The sequence below is a fragment of the Nitrosopumilus sp. b1 genome (assembly GCF_014078545.1).
Taxonomy (GTDB): domain Archaea; phylum Thermoproteota; class Nitrososphaeria; order Nitrososphaerales; family Nitrosopumilaceae; genus PXYB01.
Genome location: NZ_MU078723.1, coordinates 70111 through 96238, shown reverse-complemented (window position 1 = coordinate 96238; position 26128 = coordinate 70111). Strand labels below are relative to the sequence as shown.

The 26128-nt window shown below is 32.5% G+C and carries 31 protein-coding genes; 7 read left to right on the top strand and 24 right to left on the bottom strand.

Annotated elements, in window-relative coordinates:
- Window positions 1–188 precede the first annotated feature (188 nt).
- From C6988_RS06225 to bioA, 3 genes are all read right to left on the bottom strand, one after another.
- Window positions 189–1319 carry an aminotransferase class I/II-fold pyridoxal phosphate-dependent enzyme gene (locus C6988_RS06225; RefSeq protein ID WP_182134200.1) on the bottom strand — a complete coding sequence of 377 codons (1131 nt, stop codon included), beginning with the start codon at window positions 1317–1319 and terminating at the stop codon, window positions 189–191.
- Window positions 1309–2289, bottom strand: coding sequence for a biotin synthase BioB (bioB, locus tag C6988_RS06220; protein ID WP_182134199.1), 981 nt, complete (start codon window positions 2287–2289; stop codon window positions 1309–1311). Before bioB ends, C6988_RS06225 begins: the two co-directional genes overlap by 11 nt.
- Before the next feature lie 66 nt (window positions 2290–2355).
- Window positions 2356–3681, bottom strand: coding sequence for an adenosylmethionine--8-amino-7-oxononanoate transaminase (gene bioA, locus C6988_RS06215; protein ID WP_182134198.1), 1326 nt, complete (start codon window positions 3679–3681; stop codon window positions 2356–2358).
- Between the two features lie 263 nt (window positions 3682–3944).
- On the opposite strand from bioA, the gene C6988_RS06210 reads away from it, so the two are divergent.
- Both C6988_RS06210 and bioD read left to right on the top strand, forming a co-directional pair.
- Window positions 3945–4358, top strand: coding sequence for a hypothetical protein (locus C6988_RS06210; protein WP_182134197.1), 414 nt, complete (start codon window positions 3945–3947; stop codon window positions 4356–4358).
- A gap of 32 nt (window positions 4359–4390) precedes the next feature.
- A complete protein-coding gene (bioD, locus tag C6988_RS06205) occupies window positions 4391–5071 on the top strand; it encodes a dethiobiotin synthase (RefSeq protein WP_182134196.1) in 681 nt (226 codons plus the stop codon).
- On the opposite strand, the gene C6988_RS06200 is transcribed toward bioD, so the two are convergent.
- The 3 genes from C6988_RS06200 to C6988_RS06190 form a co-directional block, all read right to left on the bottom strand.
- Window positions 5068–5616, bottom strand: coding sequence for a hypothetical protein (locus C6988_RS06200; protein WP_182134195.1), 549 nt, complete (start codon window positions 5614–5616; stop codon window positions 5068–5070). The genes bioD and C6988_RS06200 overlap by 4 nt on opposite strands.
- Before the next feature lie 12 nt (window positions 5617–5628).
- The gene (locus C6988_RS06195) at window positions 5629–7020 is read right to left on the bottom strand and encodes a hydroxymethylglutaryl-CoA synthase family protein (RefSeq protein WP_182134194.1); all 1392 of its coding nucleotides are present in this window, start codon (window positions 7018–7020) and stop codon (window positions 5629–5631) included.
- A 114-nt stretch (window positions 7021–7134) separates the two neighbouring features.
- Window positions 7135–7830: a DsbA family protein gene (locus tag C6988_RS06190; protein WP_182134193.1), complete on the bottom strand. Its 696-nt coding sequence runs from the start codon at window positions 7828–7830 to the stop codon at window positions 7135–7137.
- A 70-nt stretch (window positions 7831–7900) separates the two neighbouring features.
- Between C6988_RS06190 and C6988_RS06185 the strand changes: the two genes are divergently transcribed.
- Window positions 7901–8950, top strand: coding sequence for a type II glyceraldehyde-3-phosphate dehydrogenase (locus C6988_RS06185; RefSeq protein WP_182134192.1), 1050 nt, complete (start codon window positions 7901–7903; stop codon window positions 8948–8950).
- Here the strand turns inward: C6988_RS06185 and C6988_RS06180 are convergent.
- Together C6988_RS06180 and thrC are read right to left on the bottom strand one after the other, a co-directional pair.
- The gene (locus C6988_RS06180) at window positions 8947–10230 is read right to left on the bottom strand and encodes a hemolysin family protein (RefSeq protein WP_182134191.1); all 1284 of its coding nucleotides are present in this window, start codon (window positions 10228–10230) and stop codon (window positions 8947–8949) included. The two genes, C6988_RS06185 and C6988_RS06180, sit on opposite strands and share 4 nt — an antisense overlap.
- Before the next feature lie 129 nt (window positions 10231–10359).
- Complete coding sequence (gene thrC / locus C6988_RS06175) at window positions 10360–11697, bottom strand: threonine synthase (RefSeq protein WP_182134189.1); 1338 nt, start codon at window positions 11695–11697, stop codon at window positions 10360–10362.
- 89 nt (window positions 11698–11786) lie between these two features.
- Here thrC and C6988_RS06170 point away from each other — a divergent pair, with 89 nt between their 5' ends.
- Complete coding sequence (locus tag C6988_RS06170) at window positions 11787–12161, top strand: hypothetical protein (RefSeq protein WP_182134187.1); 375 nt, start codon at window positions 11787–11789, stop codon at window positions 12159–12161.
- Between the two features lie 110 nt (window positions 12162–12271).
- Here C6988_RS06170 and C6988_RS06165 read toward each other — a convergent pair whose 3' ends face one another.
- The 5 genes from C6988_RS06165 to C6988_RS06145 form a co-directional block, all read right to left on the bottom strand.
- Window positions 12272–12511 carry a hypothetical protein gene (locus C6988_RS06165; protein WP_182134186.1) on the bottom strand — a complete coding sequence of 80 codons (240 nt, stop codon included), beginning with the start codon at window positions 12509–12511 and terminating at the stop codon, window positions 12272–12274.
- A gap of 195 nt (window positions 12512–12706) precedes the next feature.
- Window positions 12707–13036: a hypothetical protein gene (locus tag C6988_RS06160; protein WP_182134185.1), complete on the bottom strand. Its 330-nt coding sequence runs from the start codon at window positions 13034–13036 to the stop codon at window positions 12707–12709.
- An 82-nt stretch (window positions 13037–13118) separates the two neighbouring features.
- Entirely contained in the window at window positions 13119–13715 is a 597-nt protein-coding gene (locus tag C6988_RS06155) for a hypothetical protein (protein ID WP_342752372.1), read from the bottom strand.
- A 37-nt stretch (window positions 13716–13752) separates the two neighbouring features.
- Window positions 13753–14307: a resolvase gene (locus tag C6988_RS06150; protein WP_182134625.1), complete on the bottom strand. Its 555-nt coding sequence runs from the start codon at window positions 14305–14307 to the stop codon at window positions 13753–13755.
- A 153-nt stretch (window positions 14308–14460) separates the two neighbouring features.
- The gene (locus C6988_RS06145; protein ID WP_182134184.1) at window positions 14461–14823 is read right to left on the bottom strand and encodes a hypothetical protein; all 363 of its coding nucleotides are present in this window, start codon (window positions 14821–14823) and stop codon (window positions 14461–14463) included.
- Window positions 14824–14911: 88 nt separating this feature from the next.
- Here C6988_RS06145 and C6988_RS06140 point away from each other — a divergent pair, with 88 nt between their 5' ends.
- Window positions 14912–15733, top strand: coding sequence for a hypothetical protein (locus C6988_RS06140; protein WP_182134183.1), 822 nt, complete (start codon window positions 14912–14914; stop codon window positions 15731–15733).
- 6 nt (window positions 15734–15739) lie between these two features.
- Here the strand turns inward: C6988_RS06140 and C6988_RS06135 are convergent, their stop codons facing one another.
- The 3 genes from C6988_RS06135 to C6988_RS06125 are packed head-to-tail and all read right to left on the bottom strand — an operon-like array spanning window position 15740 to window position 18128.
- A complete protein-coding gene (locus C6988_RS06135; RefSeq protein WP_182134182.1) occupies window positions 15740–16048 on the bottom strand; it encodes a hypothetical protein in 309 nt (102 codons plus the stop codon).
- A 3-nt stretch (window positions 16049–16051) separates the two neighbouring features.
- Window positions 16052–17161 (bottom strand): thiolase family protein, encoded by a 1110-nt coding sequence (locus tag C6988_RS06130; RefSeq protein ID WP_182134181.1) that lies wholly within the window; start codon window positions 17159–17161, stop codon window positions 16052–16054.
- 1 nt (window position 17162) lies between these two features.
- Entirely contained in the window at window positions 17163–18128 is a 966-nt protein-coding gene (locus C6988_RS06125; RefSeq protein WP_182134180.1) for an LLM class flavin-dependent oxidoreductase, read from the bottom strand.
- A gap of 102 nt (window positions 18129–18230) precedes the next feature.
- Between C6988_RS06125 and C6988_RS06120 the strand changes: the two genes are divergently transcribed.
- The gene (locus tag C6988_RS06120) at window positions 18231–18380 is read left to right on the top strand and encodes a hypothetical protein (RefSeq protein ID WP_182134179.1); all 150 of its coding nucleotides are present in this window, start codon (window positions 18231–18233) and stop codon (window positions 18378–18380) included.
- Here the strand turns inward: C6988_RS06120 and C6988_RS06115 are convergent.
- Window positions 18377–19051: a nucleotidyltransferase family protein gene (locus C6988_RS06115; protein ID WP_182134178.1), complete on the bottom strand. Its 675-nt coding sequence runs from the start codon at window positions 19049–19051 to the stop codon at window positions 18377–18379. The genes C6988_RS06120 and C6988_RS06115 overlap by 4 nt on opposite strands.
- 91 nt (window positions 19052–19142) lie before the next feature.
- Here C6988_RS06115 and C6988_RS06110 point away from each other — a divergent pair, with 91 nt between their 5' ends.
- The gene (locus C6988_RS06110; protein ID WP_182134177.1) at window positions 19143–19961 is read left to right on the top strand and encodes a TrmB family transcriptional regulator; all 819 of its coding nucleotides are present in this window, start codon (window positions 19143–19145) and stop codon (window positions 19959–19961) included.
- 1 nt (window position 19962) lies between these two features.
- Here the strand turns inward: C6988_RS06110 and C6988_RS06105 are convergent, their stop codons facing one another.
- The 7 genes from C6988_RS06105 to C6988_RS06075 all read right to left on the bottom strand — a co-directional run bounded on the left by C6988_RS06105 (window position 19963) and on the right by C6988_RS06075 (window position 26017).
- Complete coding sequence (locus C6988_RS06105; protein WP_182134176.1) at window positions 19963–20487, bottom strand: DedA family protein; 525 nt, start codon at window positions 20485–20487, stop codon at window positions 19963–19965.
- Window positions 20488–20628: 141 nt separating this feature from the next.
- Window positions 20629–21021, bottom strand: coding sequence for a hypothetical protein (locus C6988_RS06100; protein ID WP_182134174.1), 393 nt, complete (start codon window positions 21019–21021; stop codon window positions 20629–20631).
- A gap of 59 nt (window positions 21022–21080) precedes the next feature.
- Window positions 21081–22127 (bottom strand): sensor histidine kinase, encoded by a 1047-nt coding sequence (locus tag C6988_RS06095; RefSeq protein WP_182134173.1) that lies wholly within the window; start codon window positions 22125–22127, stop codon window positions 21081–21083.
- 79 nt (window positions 22128–22206) lie between these two features.
- The gene (locus tag C6988_RS06090; protein ID WP_255464307.1) at window positions 22207–22905 is read right to left on the bottom strand and encodes an A24 family peptidase C-terminal domain-containing protein; all 699 of its coding nucleotides are present in this window, start codon (window positions 22903–22905) and stop codon (window positions 22207–22209) included.
- A gap of 122 nt (window positions 22906–23027) precedes the next feature.
- Complete coding sequence (locus C6988_RS06085; protein WP_182134172.1) at window positions 23028–23834, bottom strand: TrmB family transcriptional regulator; 807 nt, start codon at window positions 23832–23834, stop codon at window positions 23028–23030.
- Between the two features lie 140 nt (window positions 23835–23974).
- Window positions 23975–25126 (bottom strand): 5-(carboxyamino)imidazole ribonucleotide synthase, encoded by a 1152-nt coding sequence (locus C6988_RS06080; protein WP_182134171.1) that lies wholly within the window; start codon window positions 25124–25126, stop codon window positions 23975–23977.
- Window positions 25127–25174: 48 nt separating this feature from the next.
- The gene (locus tag C6988_RS06075; protein WP_182134170.1) at window positions 25175–26017 is read right to left on the bottom strand and encodes a TrmB family transcriptional regulator; all 843 of its coding nucleotides are present in this window, start codon (window positions 26015–26017) and stop codon (window positions 25175–25177) included.
- Between the last annotated feature and the right edge of the window lie 111 nt (window positions 26018–26128).

The window sequence follows — 26128 nt, the reverse complement described above, 5'->3', positions numbered from 1 at the left end:
TTTGATGTTTTTTGTTTTAAAGGATTGTTCCAAATCTATTCTAATTTCTAAGCGTTTTTATCCTATCAGAAAATAATTTCATTATGAATAAACGATTTATTATTGTAGGAGTTGCATTGGGAATAGTAGTTACAATAGCTGTCTTAGTAGGATCACCAATGTTTGGTGGATTCGATGCATATCGATAATCAAATTACTTTGTACTTTTTTGCCGCCTTTTCTAGAATCTCTGTTGCATAGTCAATCTGCTTATTTGAGAGCCATGATGTGATTGAAATTCTTAGTCTTGCTCTGTTCTTTTTTACTGTGGGGTACCTAATTGGTTGAGCAAATAAACCCTTTTTAAAAATAAATTTACCAAATTCCATTGCTGTTTTTTCATTTCCAATTATAATGGGAATGATATGAGTTTTAGATTCTATGTTGAATCCTGAACTCTTCAACCCTTTTACAAATCTATTTCGATTTGATTCAAGTCTTTTTCGATATTTTTTTTTATCTAGGTTAATTCTATCAACCGAGTATTTGATTAAAGATGAAGGTAATGCGGATGTATATATGAAAGATTTTGATTTGTTAATACAAAAATCTACCACCTGGTTATTTGATGCGACATAACCGCCAAATGACCCTAACCCTTTACTTAAACTACTTATGTATACATCAATTTTTTTACTGACTTGAAAATGATTTGCTGTGCCTTTGCCATCTCTTCCCATTACAAAATCTCCATGGGCATCATCAAGAATGAGTATGGCATCATGTTTCTCTGCAAGTTCGATAATTTCTTTTAACTTGGCAAAATCTCCATCCATGCTGAAAATTCCTTCTGTGATTATAAATCGACGTTTGGAATCATCTTTTAGTTTAGCTCTTAGATCTTCCATGTGATTGTGATTATAAATTGTAATTTTTGCTCCTGAAAGTTTTGAAGCTTCTATGATGCTGGCATGATTTAACTCGTCAGACAATATTGTATCCTTCTTTCCAATTATGCTTGATATGACTCCTAGATTTGCCATGTATCCTGTAGGAAAGATTAATGATCTTTTTTGTGACTTGTGACTTGCTAATCTCTTTTCTAATTTTTCATACTCTTCTGTATTTCCAGAAACTAATCTTGAACTTGACTGCATCTGAGAATTTTGTATTTTGGATGGGGGTATTCCCAAGTAATCATTCGAACAAAGATTGAGGAATGTTTTATTTCTGAATACTATTTCTGAACCTTTGATTTTTCCATATCTGAGGCGTCTTAGGAGATTGTCTCGTTGGATTTGTTCAAGACTCGATTCTAAATATTCAAATTTATGCTTCAAGCCCAATTTCTTTTATCATTTCAAAATCTTTTTCAGATGGATTTCCATTCATAGTCAAGTAGCCAGATGTGATAATTCCATTTGCACCGCTTTGAAGTAGTTCTTTTCCTGAATCTGAAAGTTTGGTTTCTCTGCCTCCTGATATTTTGATTATTGAAGTCGGTAACATAAAGCGCACTAGACTAAATATTCTTACAATTTCGGAAATTGGTAAAGGAGTTTGTAATTCTAGTGGTGTACCTGGGAATGGAACTAGTATGTTGATGGTTACTTCTTCTGGTTCTAATCTCGATAGTTCGATTGCTAACTCTAGTCTCTGCTCACGAGTTTCACCCATTCCAATTATTCCTCCAGTACATAATTCAAGGCCTGCATTACGAGCTATCTGTAGAGTTTTCAATCTATCATCATATGTATGTGTAGTGCATATTTCAGAAAATTTTGATCTTGCAGTCTCTAAGTTGTGGTTGTATCTTTTTACATTGAGTCTTTTTAATCTACTAGCTTGTTCTTGAGTTAAAAATCCTAAACTGCATTCAATTGAAATTCCAACAGTATTGTTAATCTGTTCAATTATGTTACAAACTTTTTCAAAATCATTTTTTGATGGCTCTCTCCAAGCAGCGACCAAACAATATGACTCCGCTCCTTCATTTTTTGCTTTTTTTGCCTTAGAGACTATTTCTTGTGCGGGGGGTAGCTGGTATGTCTCGATTCCTGTATTGTAAAATGCAGATTGTGAACAGAAACTACAATCTTCACTGCACGCATTTTTTTTAATATTGTTTAGCTGTTCGACATCTACCTTACTACCGTTAAATTCTCTTGTAATTTCATTTGCAGATTTTGCCAAAAATTTGAGGCTATCATCTGATATGTTAATCAAGTTTCTAGCTTCATCTGTGCTAATTCCAATGCCTGAGAATACATTTTCTTTACAATGATTAATGAATTCTTGTTCTTGAAGCATAGTGATTTTTAAAAAATTAGATTAATTAAGATTTCCAAAATGTTAACCTATGGAGTTTTACTGGGTTTACATTGATTTTTTGAATTTTACGTTCTTTATTGTATCTACTGCTCTATCTAGTAATGCTGTTAAATCATTTTCTGAAATTGCAAGTGGAGGTACAATCATGACTATGTTTCCAAGAGTCCTAAGATATATTCCGTTTCTTCTACCTTCTTCAAAAAATAGCTTGTTGATGGAGGTTTTGCTGGTTACTGGTGATTTCTTTTTCTTGTTACTGACAAGCTCAATTCCCATTAACATTCCTTTATGTCTGACATCTCCAACAAAATCCAATTTCATAAACTCATCATAGTATTTTTGAAATATCTCTGAAGTTTTTTTAATTTTTGATATTAGCTTATATTTTTCATAGAGTTCCAAATTTTTATTTGCTACTGATGCAGCTATTGGGTTTCCAGTGTATGTATGTCCATGAAAGAGATGTTTTCTTTCATTAAATTCTCCCAGAAATGCATCGTAGATTTTATTTGAAGTTAAAGTTGCTGCCATTGTCAAATATCCTCCTGTCATCATTTTTCCAAATGAAACTATATCTGGAATGCTCTTTTGATTTGTATATTCTACCATCGATCCTAACCTGCCAAAACCGGTTGCAATTTCATCTAATACAAACAAAACTCCATTTTTTTTGCATATTTTAGAAATTCTTTCCTGAAATCCTGTGGGATATATGATGACTCCTCCAGCTACTTGTGCACCACTTTCCATTATGAATGCAGCAATCTTTTCATCCTCTGATAATTTTTTTTCAATTTTTTCCAAGCATTTTTGCTCATATTCCTTTTCTGAATATTTTCTTGGTATTCTGTATGTGTTTGGGACGGAGAATCTTATTGAAGAAAACAACTGTGACTTGAACTTCGAAAAAAATTCTGGAACATATCCTACTGACATAGAACCAATTGTATCTCCGTGGTATCCGTTTACTAGGGTGGCAATTTTGTTTTTATTTTTAATTTTTTTATTTATCCAATATTGGATTGATATTTTTATTGCTATTTCCATCGCGGATGACCCATTGTCTGAGTAGAAAACATGATTCATCCCTGGAGCGATTTTTACAAGTTTCTTTGCTAGCTTTTCTGATGGCTCATTTGTTAAATTAAACATAGGAGAATGTTGGATTTTTTTTGTTTGTGTGATAATTGCGTTGATCAATTCTTTTTTTGAATGTCCCCATACATTACACCACATTGACGAAACTCCGTCTATCATTTTTTTACCTTCATTGTCTATAAGGTAGACCCCATTTCCACGGACTATTTCTGGAAAATCCTTCCATTCTGACATCTGTGTGTTAGGATGCCAGACTGAACTACTCTCTCTCATTTGTTAACCTAGAATATTTCCCGGGTTAATAATTCTAAATTTACATCATGTATTCGTGTGTGAAATGCAACGTTTCCGACTAGCTTTTATAGCTAAATTACTAATTATATGTATAAAACATGAAAAAATTCAAGCATTCTAATTTAGATTTAGAACTTGCAAAATTGCGTTCTGAAAAAGAAAAATTAAAGAAAAAGGTAGACGAGTAATCGTCTCATATTTTTTTACATAACATATTAAAATTAAATTTATTTTCAATACTTATGAATAATATTTGGTTAGGCTCGATTTTTATAAAAAATGAGGGGGGTTATGAAATACTAATTCGATCATTAATGCATTATAAAAAAAGACTTAGAAACATTGCCTCGACGCCTGAACTTCAAGATGCTCCAATGTTTAGGCAAGTTGTTGAACAAGAGGCAATGAAAACATATCCTCACATTGATGTTCTTATAAAAAAAATTAAACAAAGTTTGACCAGTAATGAGAAGTTATACGATTTAAAACAAGATATTTCCTTACTTGAAAAATCCCTTAACAGTTATTTTTCAGACCTTCAAAAATCCACTAAAGACAATAATGAATATTATTCAAACTTAGTTGCAGAAGTAGATTCCTCCGAGGAATTAAATAAAGTAAAAAACGCTTTGGATAAAATTAAAGAATTTGAATAAACATTAATCAATTACATTTAGTGTATTGTTGTATGAAATCGTATTTTTTCACTGGCACTGATACTGATGTTGGCAAAACTGTAATTACTGCCGGTTTTGCTCGGGCATTTTCAAATTGTGGTTTTAATATTGGTGTAATGAAGCCTTTTGCAGCTGGAAAAACACATAACTCAAAATTTCATTCAGAAGATGCCGAATTACTTGCTAAAGCTGCACGAGTAAGTGATCCTGAGGAATTAATTAATCCACAGTTTTTCCCAATTCCTGCTTCTCCTTACACGGCATCTTTGAATCTGGATGTTAATGTAAAATTGGAATTGATACATAATAAATTCAAAGAATTAATGAAAATACACGACTATCTTCTAGTTGAAGGGATGGGTGGCATTATGACTCCCATTCTTCAAAATTATTATGTTGCAGATTTAATTCGTGATTTTAATTTAAGTACGATTATTGTTACTCGGACAAAAATTGGAACAATTAATCATTCAATAATGACAATAGACCAATGTAAAAATTATGGCCTTGATATCAAAGGAATCATAATCAACAATTTTGATCATGATGGTTATCCTACTTCTGAATTAAAAAGAGACCTTGAAAGTTTAACTGATGTTTCTGTATTGGGTATAGTTCCAAAGTTTGACACATTAGAAATTGAATCTGTTTCAAAATACATATCCGATAATTTTGATCTTTCTAAATTTTAATTTTTTAAAATTTTCAATTGATTTGAACTATGAGTTTCTGTAAATTTTTTAATTTCTTTAATGATATTGGAAAACGTCTTATCGACAATGCTGAATTCTTTACAATTAAGATTCTTCTTTTCGTATAGTAAAAACCAGATGTTTTCTTTTACGGGTTGGATTTTTTGTAGATCATGTAATCTTTTTCCTAGATTAGATGGGGTCTGATTGGTCGGTATATCGATTATTAGAGCATGATTGTTCCGACTCTTTAATTCCTTTAAATTTGGAATAACAATGTCTATTTCGATTCCTTCATGAATTATTTTTCGTTGACTGGGAAGAAGTAATGTGGAAAGAAAATAGTGCATCATAACTGTGATAAAAATACCCATTTTTTCATCATCGTTTATTTTCAATTTGATAAATTTTGAATTTAATTCATCAACAATTTTCGAAATTATTTTTTGACTATTTTTCTGTAATTCATTTACTAGCTTTTCTTCTCCAAAATTTTTTACCCACTCATAAAAATTTTCTTTGATAATGCTAGAACTATCTTTCATTCTGATGAATAACTATTCATTGAATATGTATCTACGTTCTCCAGAACCGACTGATGAATTGATTTCTGTTAGTACAAATTCCTTCTTTGGTTGTAACATAGAATCTGTAACTCCAAGTTTATTTTCATGAAGTGCTTCATATTCTTCAATTGTTAGTTTCTTTCTTGGTCCTATTTCTGATTCCAAATTCATATCTTTAACAATCTCTTCAAACTCTTCTTGAATGACTCCTGAAAATACCATTGCACTACTTCCTGAACCATATGAACCAAATCCAACTCTGGTACCAGCTAAAGAAGTTCCTTTCTGATATTCAAATTCTAAACTACTTCTAAAACCAAGGTATAGTGATGCAGTATAGAGATTTCCAATCATAGTTGATGCAATTAATGAACTGGCTAATTTTGATTCGTACACTTCTTGGTATTCTTCCGTTTTAGTAAACATCTTGGTAAACTCATGATCTTTTTCCATAAATTCTTGGTCTCCCAAAACTGATTCAATTGTTCCTCTTGGATCTTTTGGAATTGGTTCGGACATGCCGATTTTTTCAATTATATTTTTCCATCTGGGTAAAGTTCTCCATTCGTGTCTAACAAGATATGCTAACGCTTTCTTTCCCATGTTTGCATAAGGTAAATGCATGTTAAGGAAGTCAATATGATCTAAAATTGTTTCATCATCTTTTAATTTTATTATGCCTGTGCTAATTGCCTTTTTCTTGTAAGCTTCTAATGCTTTTCTAACTTGAATTAAGTAAAGCAGATTGGAATATTGACCGTGTACAATCGGTGTTTCTTTTCCAAAAGGCCTGTAGAAATCATACTCATCCTTGATTGAAGTTGACGTAACTTTAGGATCAAATGCAAGAAGTCTGGGATTGTCATTTAACAACATTGCAACAGATCCTGCCCCCTGTGTCATTTCTCCAGACGATCCTAAATCGTATTTTGCAATATCCGATACTACCACTAACGCATGTTTTCCTTCTGCTTCGCCAGCTCTTATCCAATTTGTATTATCATATAACGCATAAGACCCACTAACACAAGCAAATTTTGTTTCAACTCCTCCGCAATGCTCAAAGGCTCCTTGACCATAGACCTGTTCTAGCATTCCTATAACATAGGAATTCATTGCTTTGGATTCATCAAACGATGATTCTGTTGATACGTATAATCTACCTATGTCTTCTGGTGATAGTTTATTTCTCTGCATAATTCTAAGGCATGCATTTGCAGCTAAACAAGCTGGGTCTTGATTAGTGTCTACAATTGCCATCTGTGAAACTCCTAAACCTTTTTGTAATTTCGCTGGGTCCAATCCTCTACCACGTGCAAAATCTGCCGCATCCACGTACAGCCTAGGTATGTAGATGGCAATATCATCAATTCCTGCTGCCATAAGCTAGCCTCTTGGTACTTCGAATATAAGGATATTGAGCTAAATGAAGATTACAAAATAGGTAAGTTTTGCCAAATTTTTATAATGAATTTGGTATTTTGATCGCAATTTTCTCTATTTTGCCAACTCTGTATCAAAAATTCTTTGAAAAACGTCATATGGTTGAGCGCCTCCGATTTTGGTTACCTTTGCATCAGGACCTATAACAAAAAATGCTGGCGTGCCTGTCAGTCCTAGTGATTTTGCGTCACTATTGCTAGAGATGATCTTTTGTTGATATTTTGCATCAAGCATACATTCACTCCATTGATCAATATCTAATTCAATCTGTGTGGCAAAATTGAGTAGATTTTCAGAACCTGCCCATCCATTATTCTCGCCGTCCCAATTATTGTAAAGAATGTCATGATATTGCCAAAATTTTCCCTGTTCGTTAGCACAGTGCGCACCATGAGCTGCATTAACAGAATCTGGCCCTATAATTGTAAAATCCTTAAAGATTATCTTGACCTTTCCAGTTTCAACATAATTCTTCAATATGTCATCTTCTGTATCATGAAAGAATTTATTACAAAAAAAGCATTGATAGTCACCAAACTCCACCATTAAAACAGGGGCATTAGGATCACCTAGTATGGGGGACCCATTTGCAGTAAAAACCTCCATTGTAATTTCTTCATTAGACTCAGGAATATCCGCAGGGGTTAACTCTACTTCTTGCGTGTCAATCATATTAAATGCAAAAAATGCAGCGAAAATTGAAACAGCTGCAATCCCAGCCCCGATACCTAGAGAAGGACCATGTAACACAAATTTTTCTATTTTTGGATACATTTAGGCTTTTGTAATGTAAATAAATGGCTAATCTTTTTCAAAATACGTGAAAAAAATCTTTGTTAATGGATATGGCTCAATAGGAAGTAGAGTCACCTCCTTTATCAAAGATGACCCTGAAGTTGAAGTAATTGGGGTAGGAAAATATTCTCCAGATAAGGATGTGGAACTTGCCATTTCTAGAGGATTGAAAGTTTTTGTTCCAGAAAAAAAACTAACCGAATTTAAGAACCTACCAATATCTGGAACTATAGAATCTGCATTAGATGATTGTGATTTAGTTGTTGATGCAGCTCCAGGCGGTCATGGATTTAAAAATAAAAAAAATCTATACGAACCAAGAAATCTTCTGGCAATTTACCAAGGGGGTGAGAGTGTATATGGCGATGAAGCAGTATCTGATTTATTATTTAACTCTAGAGCTAACTACGCAAAAGCATTTGGAAAAAAACATGTCATGCAAGGTAGCTGTAATGTAACTGGTATGGGTAGAATATTACAACCATTAAGAGAAAAATTTGCAGATAAACTTGAAAGATTTGATGTTACTTTGATTAGACGATGGGCCGATATTGAACAGACAGAAAAACAAGTAATTGATACCATTGAAATGACTGAAAACCCACATCATGGTGATGATGTAAAATCTTACATGGGAAAAGACACACCATTATTCTTACGTGCAATAAAAGTTCCTACGAGACAAATGCATCTCCACATCCTAGATGTGAGATTCAAGGATAAAGCTCCAAAACCATCTGAAATACTTGAAATTTTTAAACATGAGTATGGTGTTGCAATTTTGTGGACTGCAAAGGGAACCAAGGATGTTCGAGATTATGCAAGTACGATGAATTTTAGTTTTCAAGATACTAATATGATTCACATTCATGCAAATATGATGGCCTCAATTGGAGATACAGTACAAATGATGTATTCTGATGATCAAACAGGAATTGTCATTCCAGAAAATCACATGTTAATGCAAGCAATGTTATTTGAAAAACCATATGAGGATGCATTTCGTCATACTGAAAAATTGTTTCATATGGATGAAAAGAAACAAAAATTAGAAGAACATTTTTCAAAAAATTAATTTTTATTTTCGTTATTTACAGCGGAATTTTTGTGGATTCTTTCAATTCTGATTCTTTCTGGTATGTTCTTCTCCACTTTTTCTACAACTATTTTTACTCCTGCAATCTCTACCTTGTCTCCTTCTTTTGGTATGTCGTGCAGTTTTTCATGTAACAGTCCATTTATTGTTCCATAGTCTTCTCCTTTTGGAATCTTTGTCTTGAACACCTCATTGATTTTATCAATTTCTAAATTACTTGTAATGATTAAGGTATCTTCCCCTTCTGTATGAAAGTCTTTTCCAGGGAGATGATCAGTTTCATCTTCAATGTCTCCTACTATCTCTTCTATTAGATCTTCTAATGTCACTAATCCTTCAACACCCCCATGTTCGTCAATTACCATTGCCATGTGTGTTTTTCTTCCCTTCATCTCTTTAAGAAGTGCACTAACCATTTTTTCCTGAGATGCAAATACTGGATCTCTTGAAATATCCTTTAGTTTGATCATCTTATTTTCATGTTCTAATTCTTTTAGAATATCTCTTACGTGCACAAATCCTACTACGTCATCAACTGTTTCTCCATATATTGGAAATCTAGAGTGTGGACTTTGGTTAATTTTTGGTAATGCCTCAAAAAGCAACATGTCTGCAGGAAGCATCATCATCTTTGTTCTAGGTGTCATTACAGAACGTAACGCCGTATCATCAAACTCCAATGCACTTCTGACCATTCTTGATTCTTCACCTTCTAATGCCTTGTCTCTATGTCCTTGATCAATTATTCCCATTATTTCTGCTTCAGTCAGTGCGGGAGGATGATAATCACTTCCTGTGATCTTGATCATGATTCGTGTAATTCTTTCTAATACCCAAACAACAGGATATGTTACATAGCTAAATGCAATCAATATCGGGCTTGCACGAAGGGCAACTTTTGATGCATTTGCATTACAATATGTTTTTGGTGTAACCTCTCCGAAAATTATAATTAAAAATGTCATAATTCCAACAGCTATGCCAAGACCCTCATCTCCAAATATCTCAATTGCAACAACAGTTGCTAGTGCAGAAGAACCTACGTTGACTAGATTATTTCCAAGGTTTACAGCTGACATCATCCAACCTGGATTGGATTTTAACTTCTGCAGTGCTTTTGAACCTCTTTTATGTTCTTTAACTAAACGTTCTACAGTGGCTTGACTAGTTCCTACTAGTGCTACTTCTAAACCACTAAAAAATCCCGATAATCCAATTAATGCAGCAAGTGCGGCTATCTCAGCCCAAACATCTACCATATTATTCCTCCAAAATTATGAATAACTTTAAAGTTAATCATTTGTTTTTGATTTCACCATCTTAGAATAATTATTTCTAATCTTACTGATTTTTAAGGCTTGGCATGTGTTCATGCATTAATTATTGCTTTATTTCTTTGGAGGGTTAGCAAATCTATTTTGAGGATTATTATGATAATCTACAGGTAGCATCGCATCCTTCTGTCTGCCAGTTAGGATTCCTACAACGATATCATCTTTTTTGATAATTTCTTCTTTGATTAATTTTTTAACACCGGCAGGAGATGCTCCTGATGCCATTTCACAGTCAAACCCATTTAGTCCTATAACTGACATACCGTCTAACATCTCAGAATCTGAAACGGTTGTTGCAACTCCATCTGTAAAATCTAGGGCGCGTAATCCCTTTAGTATGTTTGCTGGTCTTCCAATCTGTATTGCGGTTGCTTTTGTTTTAGGTCTGATTCCTTTTTTATCCAAATCACTATAATATTCTTCAATTAATTCAACATTTGGGTTTCCATTATTCCATCGTAATTCCTCACCATTGAATTTCCCATTGTACAAATCTGATAATGTGCTTGCACCTTCTGCGTTAATTACAGCTATTCGAGGAATTTTCTTTATCCATCCCCACTCATATAATTCCATTATTGCTTTACCACAACTGGATGTATTTCCAAGTGCTCCTCCTGGATAAACTATCCAATCTGGAGCATCCCATTCTAAATACTCTAAGGCTCTAAATGGAATAGTTTTTTGTCCCTCGATCCTAAATGGATTTATTGAGTTTACTGTATATCCACTAGAGTTTTTTGCATCTTCTAATGATTGACTTAATGCATCATCGAAATTTCCTTCCACTTCAATTATTTGAGCACCAAATTGATATGCCTGACTAAGTTTTCCAGGGGCAATCTGCCCTTTGGGTATGTATACATCACATTCAATACCTTCATTGGCTGCAAACATTCCAGCAGATGCTGATGTGTTACCTGTTGATGCACAAACTATTTTTTTTGCATTAACCAATTTTGCGTGAGTTACTGCAGAAGCCATGCCGTTATCTTTGAATGACCCACTTGGGTTGTATCCTTCTGGCTGAAACCATAAATTTCCAGAATTCAATCCTACAAATTCTGCTGCTTTTGACATGTGATATGGTTTTGATTGCCTACCTTCTGATCCATCAAGTGAAACAAGATACTTTGAACATTCTTCAAGATCTTCAGTATCTATCTGACAAAAATTTAATAATTCACGAAATCTCCAAACACCACTTTCGTTAAATATACTTCCTTCAGGATTTCTTCTCTTGAGAAAAGTTTCTTTGAGATTAACGGGTTGTTTATTTTTATATTTTACATCTAATAAATGACCTTTTTCACATTCTACTACCACACTGTTAATTGGATACTCTAAACCACATTTGGGATCAATACACTTCAAGTATGCACTATCTTGCATTGCCAATAGGTTATGTGGTACTGATTTAAAGTTAACATTATCTGATTTGTAATTCTAAATTTATAGTCTGGATAATTTTCAATACTTTTGTGGTTACTAAAGACGAATATGTAAAAGGAATTTTAGAGCAGATCCTTGTTGCCAATAGTGCAATTTCTTCCATAAAGGATAAACCTGGAACCTTAGACTTGGTAAAAAAAGAGTGGCTAAAAATTCATGGCCTACTCCTTGCATTGCTGAATAAATTGGAATCGTTTGAAAATAAATCCGATCTTTTTCTAGATTTACAATCTAGTTCAGAATACTATGTTCAAAACTATGACTTTCAACGAGAAATCAATACTATGAGTCCTCTCTATTCTGATGATGTAGATAGGTTAAAGAACATTAGGATGAAAGTTTTGGAATCTTTACAAGATAAACATTTTATTGATAAAATTGAGTCTATAATTACCAAACTTTAGGTGTATGCTGTGACTGATTCTGAGAAAAAATGTATTTTGTGCGGTTGTAAGGATCATAAATTGTTTGGATGCAACAAACATCTTTCCAAGAAATGCAGTTGCCATAATAATTAATCTGGATTACAAATTTTACAATTTTTTATATCTGTGAATTTTTTTTCCGCTAAAGAAATTGTTGAAAACCAATGAAATTCTAAGTTTTCATTTTCCGAGATAGAAAATTTTTCTTTGTTAATTTCAACACATTTGGTTTCGTGTATAACTGTTGATTCATTGTTTTTAATTATCATGTAACCATAATTTGATTTTATTATGTTTTCAAATTCTTCTATGTTGATAATCTTTACCATCTTACTCTTTCTTAATTTTTGGACCTGATCTCACATGAAAATTTATACAACATTTACACTCTTTTTTCCTACATTCATCTTCAGAAAAATGACCACAAATACCACATTCACAGCTTTTTGCCATATGATTAGTTGTAATTTCAAGAATATAACTAATTTGAGTATTCTTTAACTAAATAACTACTCAAAATATGATTACTTTTTAGATTTTGCTTTCTTTTTTGGTGCTTTTGCAGCTTTTGCCTGTCCTTGTAACTCTTGTTCAACTTCAGCTGCTTTGTTATCTACAACTTTAATGATTTCTTGAATCAAACCATCCAGATCACTATCGGATGCTTCCGGTTCTACTGCACCTGCAATCTCATTAATTGTATTTGATATTTCTGCACTAACTTGTTCAAAACTTTCAGGATCTTCATATGCAGCTGCGTACAAATCTTTCAAATTATTCACCTGATTAATTACCTGATCTGTGAGTGTAACTCTAAATGAAGTCCCGTTAACTACGACTTGTTTTGTAATCAATGACAGCTTTCGAAATCTAGTCCTTAAAACCTTTTTCACTTGAATTATGGTTAATTAACAATAAAATTTTCTAAAAGTTGGACTAAAATACTATGTAATCTAATGCGGCAGCATCACTAATTAATGATGTATGCCGTGAGGCTACCACATAACCGTTTTTTATCTCATTTGTAGGAATCCATCTATTAGTTGATGTATAATGTCTTTTTTCAGTTAACTCTTTCTCGATAGCTTCAATATCGCATTCCCCCTCTTCAATTTGTTGAGTTTCCAAATGTTTTATTGTGATCAAAATTTTATTTACCTTTACCCTATCTCCAAATTTCCATTGGAGTGGGGGATGCTCGTCTGAAACTTCAAGAACTTTTACTTTCATTTCTTTTTTCCCCATCAAATCTCGACTGATCAGCATCCTTTCATCTACAAATTCATCAAAAGAATACTTCTGATGGGATTTATTTGATTCCTCATCATTTGTTGGTTGTAAAAGAGATTCTACAACGTCATTACTCAATGGCTTTGCATTCATTTCCATTGCAGAATTATCATTATCTGTAGCAGATTCTGTTTTTTGTGAAGAATGATTTTCTGGTTCATTTTCTTGTTTTTTCATTAAATCTGCCAATCGCTTTAATTTTTCAAGAGTGTTTAAATCTGAATTGTTGGTATCTTCAGTCATAATGTTGATTCACTTTTACTATTAAAAAATGATTTGACTAGTAGCTTATATTGGCTCTAGGCGATTTTATTTTAAATGGCATTTCACAATCTTTAAGATTTATTTTTAATCTTGTTTTATCTTTTAAACCATAGACTTCCCCCTCATAAGTGCACACACAATCCATAATATCATCTCCCTTGTGCCAAACTTTGAAAAATTCACGCAATTCTCTATTTTCATACTGGCCTACCCCGATTCTCTTTTTTGATAAAAATTTGAATGCTAATATTACATCTCTAGTTTTATACACCTTGAAAGTTTCTGTCCATTTTAAACATCTAGATATTTGATCATAAGGAACCTGCAGTGTGTTATTTGTACCTGATTTCGCTTCAATTGTGAATAGAATTCTTTCTTGGTTATTTACAGTCAAAATATCTGGTAATGCTACACTAGGTGAACCCAGTCTGAATGCTTCCCAATTCTCCAACTTGTTGAATCGCTTCACGATGGTATCTTCCCAATGATACCCTCTTTGTCTTCTCGTTCTTGCTATTTTTTTATTATCCTTTGATGTTTGTTCTATAGAAACAGCTTGATTTGATATCATGGGAATGGTTTTTGTTTTCATCTTTTGAATTCCACTTGGATCTGAATATAGAACTCTTGGTAATTACATAATAACTCAATCAAATCTAACGAATTTGCGAAAGTAGAATTCAATAAAATCCCCCTTAGAAAATTGTAATTTGCCAGAAATTCATTAGGACTTATTTTTATAGTAAAGTTTTATGACATTTTCTACAGTAATGTCTGTATTGAGATCTATTTCCGTACTGACCAATAACAGATGATCATTTCCTAAATAAAAAGAAAATCTCTTAATTGTGTCATACTCATCTAATGTGTATTTTGTTTTTCCTACCCATTTTGAGATGTTCTTTTTTGAATTCCAGTTGAGAATTAACAGGTTAACTAATTCTTTTTCAGATCTTTCACTTAGTAGGCTTTTTACTCCCTCACGCATTCCTCCTCCAACTTTCTGGGCCCATTGATCAAAAACTGCAGCGAATCTAATTTTTGAATCAATTTTTAAAATATCTGAACAAAATTTTTCATAATTCATATCTTATGATATATTTTCTAAATTAATAGAGTTTTATTAACAATATAAAATCACTAATAAAACTAAAAAACCTAAAAAAGTGATAAAATTGATAGAAGAAATAAGAAAAAACTTCATAATCCTTAAACAAGAATTTTACAAAAACTATGCTGGTAGCAGCCATATTCAAGAATTTTTACCTTTAATGTCCTCTGATTCATTCCCTATTAGTAAAACACATTTACAAAAATTAATTGAATTTGCAGAATCGAATCCAATTTACTACAATTCTTTTGATATGAAAATAAATGATATTTCATGCAGAATCTACGAAGGCGACATTAATGATTATTGGATTAATAGTTTGAAACATGATTCTAGTTATCAACCATTTTATCCAACTTGGATCCTTTCTGCATATTTACTTGCTTTGTCCTCAAAACTTCTAGGATATGAAAAATTGATTGATATCGGTTCTGGAGATGGTAGAATCGCATATTGTGGAAGTATTACTGACTTGGAAACTTATTCCATTGAAATTGATGAAAGCCTAGTCGAATTGCAAAATAAAATTCAAACAAATGTTTCTCTAAACTTTCGTCCTATGTGCAGTGATGCCATGGAGTTTGATTTTAATTCTATTCATTTATCTAGACCTGAATTTTTTATTGGCGGATTGCCCCAACAAGGGGAAATGCTTGCTAAAAATATCATTTCCAAAATTCAAAAAACCAATTTAGCAAAAGAATCTGGTTTTGTTTTAGCAGGTACTTATTCGAAAAAACAGTTTTCTGGGAATTCCTCATTAGGGGGATGGTCAGAAATAGTTAATGACTTCAAATTAACTGTGCAGCAAATCCTGGATGTTCCTACTAGTTGGACCTTTGATCAAAAAACCGGCACGCCATATTATTTTACAAAATTTCAGTAATTGGAATTATGATGAAATTTGAAATGAATGATTTAAATTATTTTTTTTAATTTTTTTTAAAATTACCTCTTGATTTATTTTGGGGTTGTTGATTTGGTTTAAATTACAGATTATTCGTATTTGTCCTTCAAATTCTACAATGCCGAAATATCCTTGTTCATTTTTTGAAAATTCAATAATCCTTCCAATACTGTTTCCCTTTCTTAGTGTATTGGGATTCAGGCAATTTTTACAAAATTTTAATGCAGGCCAATTAATTATTTTACATTTGATGCACTCACTTACAATGAATTCTTCGTCTGAATACTCTTCCATTATTTATGACTCCATTAGTAATATTGTTGATGATGTAGCCGCAGCAGACATGTTGTGAACTAATCCTTTTTTTGGGGAGTCTACTTGTCTTTTTCCTGCATCACCTTGTAATTGCTGAACTACCTCAATTGTCTGTGCAATTCCTGTTGCCCCTAGTGGATGTCCTGTCCCAATTAATCCTCCTCTCGGGTTGACCCTTCTTTCGTCTGTTTTGATGATGTCTTCTAGAAAAGACATTCCATTTTCTGAATTTGTAAACCCAATACTTTCAAGAGCCATTGGTTCACAAACTGAAAATGCATCATGCAATTCCATGACATCTACATCTGATGGACTCCAACCTGAATTGTCAAATGCTATTTTTGCAGCAATCGAGGTTGAATGCATCTTTGTTAAATTTGGATTATTGGTAAAACTGGCCGAGATAGTTTTTTGGCCGATTCCTTGAATTTTAACTGGATTATCTGTAAATTTCTTGGCTATCTCATTCTCTGCCAAAAGAATTGCTGATGCTCCAGTACAAGGTCTAGAACAATTCAAAATTCTAAGATCATCTGTCAATTTCTTTGAGGATAGAACATCTTCAACGCTGATAACTCTATTTGAATATGCATAGGGGTTATCTTGGGCATTTTTGTAATTTTTTACCGATACTAAAGCTAGTTGATCATCTTTAACATTGTTTTTTCGTTTATATGCACTTGTAAAAATTGATGCCCAAAAAATTGGATGCTTGAATTCACCCCTAGCTTGATCCCATTCTAAAATTTGACCTGGACTATCGTATCTATCTCCACCTATAACTAGAATGGTTTTTGCAATTTTTGAATTTACATGTGCAGCAGCTGAAACAATGGCATTTGTACCTGAATTACATAAGCTTTCTACTGTGTGGGAAACATTTGGTTCAATCCCAAGTGTTTCTGAAATAATAGCTGCTAAATATTTTGAATTGCTATTTGTGGAAATTAACACTCCGTCAATTTCTTTTTGTGTAAGATTTTTAGTATTGTCAAAAAGATTTTTGACCGCGGTGATCATCTGTTCCTCAATTGTAACGTCATCTGTAGAAAATTTTGTATTTCCATATCCTACTATACTTGTATTATTCATGTCATATACCAGAAAATGTTTTCATGAGTGTTTTGATGGAATTCTGAACTTCGCCTACTGGATTAAATTGTAAAATTGGATGAGTTACTCCTGAATTTCTATATTCTTTAATTTTTCTCACTCCATCGTCCGGAGTTCCACATATAGTCAGCGCATTTAACATATTATCTGAAACTAATTCATGATTGGATTTTAATCCTGATATTTTGAATTCATCATAAATATTGTTTACCTCATTTGAAAATCCATTTTTCTCTAAGAATTCACGATAAATTTTTCCAACCGAAACATAAAATGCTAATGTAATTTTTGCTCTTTCTACTGCCTTTTCTGCATCATTATCTATGGCCGTGATTATTTGACAACTGACATCAATTTTTCGTTTTGATTGAAATTTTTTGGTTGTCTCTTTTAATTCATTTAAGGGTCTTAGGTAAAAAATAACTCCATCAGCTTTGTTCCACGCAAGCTGAGTCATTTTTCTATTTACTGCTGCGATATAGATGGGAATTTTTCCCCTAACTGGCTTTATTAAAAGAGTAAATCCCTTCAAATTGAAGAATTTTCCTGTAAAGTCTATCTTCTTTCTGGCAATTATTAGATTTATGATGTCGATATATTCACTCATTCTAGAGATGGGGTTTTTAAATTGCCCTCCATGAAAATCCTCCACTATTGGGACACTACTAGTTCCTAATCCTAGAATCAATCGACCTTTTGAAATGGTGTCTACAGTTACTGCTCCCATTGCTATTAGTGCGGGGCTTCTAGAATAGATGTTGATAATAGATGAACCTATTTTTGAGCTGTTTATTTTTTGTGAAACCATCGAAAGCATAGAAAAATTTTCCATTCCCCAAGTCTCAGGAATCCATACTGTATCTGTTTTGTATTTGCCTACTGTGGCAGCACACTCTATTAGTTCGTCAATTGATAATACTGAGCCTAGGCTGTAAGAAATACCCATGTTTAACAAATAATTTATTCCTATTCTAGTTTATCTCTTTTAGCATTAGGTAAATAATCATTGAGGCAGAAGATTATGAAATTGAATCCATGAATATAGGTAATGTCAATTCAAGAATTTAAAGAAAATAAATCTGAAAAGAAAACCTTCTGGCATTATGCCACAAAATATGCTGCAGCTGTACAGGATGATGAATCATTCGTAAATGAAATGGCATACATGATGGTAACATTACACAGAACTGGGGCTTAATTTTTTATTATTTTTTTAATTCTTATAGAGCAATCTTCCATATCTTTGAATGAATCAATAGAGTACCATTCCACATCTCTAAATTTTATAATGTTTAATTTTCCTTCCTTTGCATATTTTGGAAATGTTGTCTTTTCAACATCTCCTTTAGATGGAAGATCTTTGAAAATTTTATCTGAAAAATAGTATATTCCTGCATTCATCCATAACCCTTCTACTTGTTTTTTCTCTGAAAAATTCACAATTTTATCCTCTTTTACATCTAGTATACCAAATTTTGTTTTCAATTGAATTGATGCAATTGTATTGGTTTTGGATTTAAGATTGTTAATGTTAATGTTTGTTATTACATCTCCATTTATTACGATGAATGATTCATTTTTTATCCACTTCCTTAATTTTTTTATTGCCCCTCCAGTGCCAAGTGGCGTTTTTTCTTCTGAAAATCGTATTTTTACTTTGAGATTGTTTTTTGTCTCTAGAAAATTTTTGATTTGCTCAGTTCTATATCCTGTACAAATGATGAATTCTTTAACGCCGTATTTTTTCAAATATTTTATTTGCCATTCTATTATTGGAACATTGTTGAGAGGAATAAGTGGCTTGGGAACATAATCCGTAATAGGTCTGAGTCTTTTGCCTCTACCTCCGGCAAGTATTACTGCTTTCATATGTTTTCTAATTTTAAATTACATTCAAACTTATCGCAAACCTGAGTACTGTGAATTACTTAATTACTAGAATACTCATATTCTCATACTGATGGGGGCATTTGATTCTGATCTTTATCAAGAGATCAAAGACGAACTATCTTATTTTGGATTAGAAAAAACTGATTCTGAAATTTATCTTACATTATTAGAATTTGGACCTTCTACGATGAGTGAACTTGCAACCAAGCTAGAAGTTGATCGAGGTAAAATTTATCGTGCAATGGAGAGATTACAAGATTTGGGAATGGTAATCTTGCATAACTCCAAAATCACATCTTGTGAAGCGGTAAAACCCGAAGAAGCCTTTATGATGATTATAGAGAAAAAAAAGACAAAAATTTCCGAATTGAGGCATGCAGCAAAAACTATTGAGAAAGAGTTAGAACAAATTACTAGACCGACTGCATCTCAAGCCGCATCAGCATTTTCAATTATTGAAGGTAGAAATAGCATTTATGCAAGAATTGGAAAATTAATTCAAGATGCACAAAATACTGTCTATCTAGTCACTACTGCTGAAGATCTATCTAGAATGTTTCAAACAGCTATTCCTGAAAAAATCAAACTTGCAATTCAAAAAAACGTGAGTATCAATATTGCTGTAGATACTAACTCAGAAATATTGCAAAATCTTTCAAGCCAATATGGTATCTCCAATATTCGGATTGGAACTCTTCCATCAAAGAGTCGTATTATTGTAGAGAATAAAGCACATTTGCTAATGTCAGGAGCAATAAAAGAAACAAACTCTTTAACGGAACAATCTGAATCGATTCTTTATTCAGATTCCTTAGAAATGATAGAAAATATGTTCAGTTTATGTGAGCAAATTTGGAAGAAAACAAAAACTACGATTTTAAGTAAATAATTTAATTCCCAAATACTGAAACGCCAAAAAAGTATCCTGCTAGAATTACCCCTGTACTATAAACACATGACCCTAAAAATGTGAATAACAAAAATTTTCCAATATTCATTTTTAATAATCCTGCAGGAACTGAAATCATTTCCCTCATTACTGGAACCATTCTTCCAAAAAATACTGTTTTGTCACCATGTCGTTCAAACCATCTTTCGATTTTAACTAATTTTTCTTCAGAAATTCTTGCATACCTAAGATATTTCAAAAGTGCTTTCCTTCCTAAAAAATAAGCTACAAAATAAATCACCGTGGAACCTATCGTAGCTCCGATACCTCCAACAATTCCAAGTAATATGACTTGAAACAATTCAATGCCACTTTGTGATGCTATGTATCCTGCAACTGGAAAAATTGCTAATGTGGGTATTGGTGGAAAAACAGTTTCAATTAGTGCTGCTAAAAATACTCCAAAAAATAGATGCTCTGAAATTAATTCTGTAATCCATTGAATAAATGATTCAATTTCGTTCAATTATTTTCTTGTTCCGTCAGATAATAATGAAGTTCTGTATAGCATTCAGTACAATACTCTTGGTCATTGGTATGTTCGCAATCACGTACCTTAGATACTTCGGCACCGCATTTGGTACAAATTGGCATAAATCATCTTTTTTTATGATTTCTTTAACTTTATGGCGCCTAATGCAGTAATGAAAGCACCTGTTCCAAATAGAGGACCAACTTGAGATATCACACTTCTCTCTTCTGTACCTGCTTCTACTGGTGAGGGCATAGCTAAAACAACTATTCCACCTATTATTATCAGAATTCCTGCAATAATGATTAATCCACCTAATGCCTTGGAAGGTTCTTTTCTTGAAATAAAAAATGCAATAATTGGCAAAATTATTGATGGCATACCCAGACCAACGCCACGAGCCATATGATCAAATGGTAAAAATCCTAAACGATCTTCCGACATCATACCGGCAGCAACGTCTGCTGCATAAATTACTAGTAAGCCTATGGCAATTCCTGTTAAAACTATTGAAACTTTTACTGCCATATCACGCTGGCCTTGTTTGTAATTAATAAATCTATAATGATTTTTAATTATTTTTAACACTATGAATTCTTTGGCAGTCTCACAACAAAGGTTGTAGGATGATTTTTTACACTTATACTTCCATTATGCTGTTCTATGATGTTCTTACAAATTGATAATCCGAGCCCAGTGCCTGTTTGCTTTGTTGTGAATAATGGATCAAAAATCTTTGGTAAAACATCATTTGGAATTCCTTTGCCTGAATCTTCAACTGCAACCATTACGTCTGCCCCATTATCCATAATTCTTACATTAACTGTTCCAACAGTGTCTGTTGCTTGAATTGCATTCATTATTAAATTAGTAAAAACTGCTTCCAGTTTTCTTTTATCACAATAAATTCTGGCATCATTCTGTTCGATATTTATTGTTACATCATTTGGAATGATGATGTTGTCCTTTGACATTCTAATTATATTAAGAATTGATGTCGGTTCTAATGTTAATTCTGTGGTTCTAACAAAATCTAATACATCATCTACTTGATGGGACATTCGTTCAATTGCTCTTCTTAATTTTCCATAATATTGTAGTTTTTCTTCAATTTTCATTCTCGGTTTTGATTCGATTATTTCAACTACATTTTTTATTGTAGATAATGGGTTTCGTAAATCATGGGCCATTCTTGATGCTAATTCCCCTATCACTGCCAATCTTTCTGATTTTTCTAACTCTCCTGATTTTTCATCAACTTGTCTTGCTAATTGATCTCGATGAATTTCTATCTCTTTTTCTTTGACTAGTACCTTTTCCAAATTTTTCCTAAGATCAATTGTTAATTTCGCGTTTTGTTCTTTTTGTTTTTCTAATTCTTTATTTTTTCTTTCTAACTCTTCATTTTTTTTGCTTAATGATGAAGCTAATTCTTGCAAAAACAGTATTTTTTCTTTCACATCAGTACTCATCTTTTTTTCTTTATTGAAAAGTTCACTTGATTGCTGGGCTAATTCTTTAATGAGGGATTCTTTTTCCTCCATTTCCGATTTTGCAATACCTAATTCATAATACGCCTTTGCTGTTAATTCTGCTAAATTTTCATTAGGAGTTTCTTCTTTTGGTACTTGCAATATGCTCGATTTAATTTCTAAAACTTTTCCTATTATCCTATGTTTGTTGTATTCAAACACACAAATTTTTCAGAGTAATTCATGTGAATAATCCAAATACACTAAAAATTATGTCTCCATAGAATAACTGAACTAGAAATCCTCCTAAAATAAACAGCATATATGGAATGCCAGGAGTAACCCACGTGTCTGGCTTATTGCAAAACTCTGCATATTCTGCATGTTGAAGAGATAAATTCAATTTTTTCTTTTTTCCTGCCTTTTTTTCAATGGAAAAGCAATACTTTGGATTTGATGCTTTGTATCCAATAAGCATTGCAAGGATTCTTCTACTTTTTGTTTCCGAGAATCCTTCAAAAATATTCTTTTTTTGAGCAATTAAAATTAGATTTCGTGATAAATTCACAAACATTGGAATAATTGAAAAAATTATTGCATTTGTTAAAACAGTGAATGGACTAATCATATTTTCCGAAAGTGTAATCTGTGGTGCAAGTATTGCCAAAGATATTACAGCAAATGCATCAGCTCCACCAAACAAACCTAATCTCCAGATAAGTAGAACAAATGGGGCAACTATTAATGAAATTACCATTAAATAGATACTGTCCATAAATTCTGGTTCTAAAAATAAGAGTGCGATTCCAGATATACTAAACACAATCCATATCAAATCATTAATTTCTCTTTTAGATACATCGGTGTATGATGCTATTCCTAACATAGTTAAAGCTAGGATGATTCGAATGTTTGTAATTTCTATTAAGGACTCGATCATTGTTTCCCCATCCTATATCATTTGGACAATTTTTTTATTTAATAACAAGCTTGTGCGAAGAAATAAACTGAACTTAATACGAAAATAATAAAAATTTGAGGTAGTTTTCAAAAGATCTACCATTAGGCATTCAGAACTTTTAGTGGCTTTGCTTTCTTCCATAGATGTTGACAAAGACTGTGCATATTGTTTATCATCTCTGCAGAATTTGTATATAGAATAGAGTCTGTGTCTTCATTTAGATCCATTGTTTCCTTAATGGATCCTGACATGATGAGTTGTCCTTTCTCTTCAACTATGACTCTGCTTTTGGATGGTAGTTTTCCTATCCTCGTCTCATGTGCGCCTAGTCTGTCAATCAGTGGTATGATGTTGTCACTTTCTGCATATGTGAGAACTTTGACTGTTCCTCCGTTCTTCTTACAAAGTTTTATCTTCTCAGGAATTGCCGTGTGATACATTCTCAGTACATCTTCTGCGGTAGTCATTATGTAGATAGTTTTTGATGACTCTTGTATCATTTTTCCAATTCTGGAGTAGATGTTGGAACGTCCTTGTACTATGGATATTGAAGAAACTTCTGAAATCTCCTCTGGACGTTTGAGTTCTTTTAACTCTGTAATAATTTTTCGTGAGAGCTTTTGCATGGTTGTTACTTCATCTTCTTTTCTTTGAATTACTGATGTCAGTGCATCTGATGGTGTTACTGCTTCGCAAATTGTTGGATTAGAAAATGTAGTTGTAATCAAACCCATGTCTCTTAATTTGTTAAGAGAACGATATGCCTTACCTCTGTCAATTTCTAATTTTGTCGAAATCTTACCTACAGTCAATGAACCTATTCTTAGTAGGCCCAAGTACATCTTTGAATCGGTTTCATCCAATCCAAAATATGACAATTCTGTAGCCAGATTTGATTCTGTACTCATTTTGTTTGCCTCCATTCAAAAATCGTCTGAATTTTTTGTGGTTTTTGTTGGTTGTTGTTTGTCGTTATGACCATTTTTCCCAAACTAATGATTAATTGGATGGTTATTTCCCCTAGTATGTAATTTTTTGAACTGACATTTTATCCATCAATTGGTTGTAGGGTCAATTCTTCACTAATTTCTTCAACCTTTTCTATCATATTAGTAATTGTTTCATTATTTTGGAAATCTACCATGTTAAAATGACCCATCTTCCGTTGGGGTTTTGATTCTAATTTATTATACATTTTCAAAAAAATATTTTTTTGAGAAATTTTTACTGGCTTGTACTCTCCCTGAAAATTTTTAGGTCCTAAAATATTGCACATTACTGTTTGATAAATTAAATCTGTATCTCCTAACTCTGAGCCTAAAATTGCTTTCAAATGTTGTTCAAATTGTGATGTTTTACTAGATTGTAATGTGTGGTGACCAGAATTATGTACTCGAGGTGCAATTTCATTAATTAGGATTGAATCATCTTTTGTTACAAACATCTCTATTCCAAAAACACCTGCGCCCTTTAGTACGTCCATTGTTTTAATTGCAATTTCACTTGCTTTTTGTGATATTTTTTCTGATACTCTAGCTGGTGCTATTGTCATTTTCAAAATATTATCTTCATGAATATTTTCAACTACTGGAAATGTTTTGATCTCACCATGTGTGTTTCTTGCTGCAATTACAGATACTTCCATTTTGTAATCAACAAATTTTTCTAGGTATGTGGGTTTTCCATCAAAGTAACTAATTGCATTTTGAATTTCATTTTTGTTGTTTATTTTGAAATTTCCTCTCCCATCATATGCATCCCTTCTGATTTTTAACAATGCTGGAAAACCAAATTTTTCCAAATTATGGACTAAATCCTCTTTTGATTCTATCTTGATAAAATCCCCTACTGGAAGTTCATTTTGACGTAAAAATGATTTTTGAGTATATTTATCTTGAATAACTTTTAGCGTATCTGGTGAAGGATTGATAATTACTTTAGACTCTAAAGATTTTAGGACATCACTATTTCCTGACTCTATTTCATATGTCAAAACATCTGACTTTTCTGCCAACTCTTTAATGGCGTTTTCATCTTTGAAATCTGCAATTATTTGTTCAGCACCTGCAATAGATGCTGGACAATTCTCAGTAGGATCTAATACAATTACCTTGGAGATTTTTTCGGGAATGTTTTTTGCAGCTTCTGTCAGCATCATTCCAAGTTGTCCTCCTCCTATGATTCCAAGAATTATGGCCATCATTATTTTCTTGATCTATCGACTAAAAATAGTTAATGTTGTCTGGTGCTAGATTAGTTTAGATGACTTCCACATGAATTCAAATAATAATTCCATTGAAGAAATCATTGCAGTAGAATCCGTCCACATAGCTGATGAATCATCTGGTCTATCGTGATTATTTTTGGTATAGAATATGATTTCTTTTTTATCTTTTATAACAAAACATGTTTTTTTATCCATATGTTTAGAAATTTGTTTTAATTCTTTATTTTTTATTTCATCAAAAACATATGTCGTTTTATCAGTGCATGTTGTTAAAATTTTTATGTTAATATTTTTCTTATTAATTTTATTAAAATCATTAGAATGGTATAGTCTAAGATGATCTTTTTCTGAACCTACTAAAAGAATTTCATGTTCTGTAGTATCGAGCATTTCAATTAATTTACTCTTAATTGGGTTAATTCCTTGTAACATTTGAAATTTATCTTCATGATTATCTGACTCGTCAGAAAGAAAATTTGGGATTTTATCCCATATGTTCATGATGTCTTTTTCTTGTTCTTCTAAACTCTTAATTCGCTCTTTTTCTGAGTTTACTAGAGTCTTCATCGCTTTGTCTACTGGTAACGCTGAAAATTTTATAGGATGTTCAAATGTTGCAGAAACTATCCCTCTGCTTTGGAGCGTCGATAAGAGATGATATGTTTCAGTTCTTGCGATTTTTAATGCTTTACAAACTTCAGGAGCAGTTTTTGACCCATACTTTCCTAAAAATATGTAAACTTTTGATTGATTCGGGGTTAAGTTGAATTTGATCAGATTTTCTTGTAGTTCATCCACTTTGATTTTATAATCCTGATGAAGCGATTCGGTATTATCAAAAATCGTAATCTGTTTTTCAGCCATTGTTAATTTCTGATCGATATTGAGATCCTAATATTGTGCCAAGGTTAAGATCTTTTGATTAGACTGATCGGATATACGATCAAAATAGGCGTAAAATTGATTTTTTAGTAA

What these genes read in the sequence shown, in the direction of transcription:
- bioB (WP_182134199.1), bottom strand. Translation starts at nt 2,289, where the DNA reads ATGCTTCAAGAACAAGAATTCATTAATCATTGTAAAGAAAATGTATTC.
- bioA (WP_182134198.1), bottom strand. Translation starts at nt 3,681, where the DNA reads ATGAGAGAGAGTAGTTCAGTCTGGCATCCTAACACACAGATGTCAGAA.
- C6988_RS06210 (WP_182134197.1), top strand. Translation starts at nt 3,945, where the DNA reads ATGAATAATATTTGGTTAGGCTCGATTTTTATAAAAAATGAGGGGGGT.
- bioD (WP_182134196.1), top strand. Translation starts at nt 4,391, where the DNA reads ATGAAATCGTATTTTTTCACTGGCACTGATACTGATGTTGGCAAAACT.
- C6988_RS06200 (WP_182134195.1), bottom strand. Translation starts at nt 5,616, where the DNA reads ATGAAAGATAGTTCTAGCATTATCAAAGAAAATTTTTATGAGTGGGTA.
- C6988_RS06195 (WP_182134194.1), bottom strand. Translation starts at nt 7,020, where the DNA reads ATGGCAGCAGGAATTGATGATATTGCCATCTACATACCTAGGCTGTAC.
- C6988_RS06180 (WP_182134191.1), bottom strand. Translation starts at nt 10,230, where the DNA reads ATGGTAGATGTTTGGGCTGAGATAGCCGCACTTGCTGCATTAATTGGA.
- thrC (WP_182134189.1), bottom strand. Translation starts at nt 11,697, where the DNA reads ATGCAAGATAGTGCATACTTGAAGTGTATTGATCCCAAATGTGGTTTA.
- C6988_RS06165 (WP_182134186.1), bottom strand. Translation starts at nt 12,511, where the DNA reads ATGGTAAAGATTATCAACATAGAAGAATTTGAAAACATAATAAAATCA.
- C6988_RS06155 (WP_342752372.1), bottom strand. Translation starts at nt 13,715, where the DNA reads ATGACTGAAGATACCAACAATTCAGATTTAAACACTCTTGAAAAATTA.
- C6988_RS06150 (WP_182134625.1), bottom strand. Translation starts at nt 14,307, where the DNA reads ATGATATCAAATCAAGCTGTTTCTATAGAACAAACATCAAAGGATAAT.
- C6988_RS06145 (WP_182134184.1), bottom strand. Translation starts at nt 14,823, where the DNA reads ATGAATTATGAAAAATTTTGTTCAGATATTTTAAAAATTGATTCAAAA.
- C6988_RS06135 (WP_182134182.1), bottom strand. Translation starts at nt 16,048, where the DNA reads ATGGAAGAGTATTCAGACGAAGAATTCATTGTAAGTGAGTGCATCAAA.
- C6988_RS06130 (WP_182134181.1), bottom strand. Translation starts at nt 17,161, where the DNA reads ATGAATAATACAAGTATAGTAGGATATGGAAATACAAAATTTTCTACA.
- C6988_RS06125 (WP_182134180.1), bottom strand. Translation starts at nt 18,128, where the DNA reads ATGGGTATTTCTTACAGCCTAGGCTCAGTATTATCAATTGACGAACTA.
- C6988_RS06120 (WP_182134179.1), top strand. Translation starts at nt 18,231, where the DNA reads ATGTCAATTCAAGAATTTAAAGAAAATAAATCTGAAAAGAAAACCTTC.
- C6988_RS06115 (WP_182134178.1), bottom strand. Translation starts at nt 19,051, where the DNA reads ATGAAAGCAGTAATACTTGCCGGAGGTAGAGGCAAAAGACTCAGACCT.
- C6988_RS06110 (WP_182134177.1), top strand. Translation starts at nt 19,143, where the DNA reads ATGGGGGCATTTGATTCTGATCTTTATCAAGAGATCAAAGACGAACTA.
- C6988_RS06100 (WP_182134174.1), bottom strand. Translation starts at nt 21,021, where the DNA reads ATGGCAGTAAAAGTTTCAATAGTTTTAACAGGAATTGCCATAGGCTTA.
- C6988_RS06090 (WP_255464307.1), bottom strand. Translation starts at nt 22,905, where the DNA reads ATGATCGAGTCCTTAATAGAAATTACAAACATTCGAATCATCCTAGCT.
- C6988_RS06085 (WP_182134172.1), bottom strand. Translation starts at nt 23,834, where the DNA reads ATGAGTACAGAATCAAATCTGGCTACAGAATTGTCATATTTTGGATTG.
- C6988_RS06080 (WP_182134171.1), bottom strand. Translation starts at nt 25,126, where the DNA reads ATGGCCATAATTCTTGGAATCATAGGAGGAGGACAACTTGGAATGATG.
- C6988_RS06075 (WP_182134170.1), bottom strand. Translation starts at nt 26,017, where the DNA reads ATGGCTGAAAAACAGATTACGATTTTTGATAATACCGAATCGCTTCAT.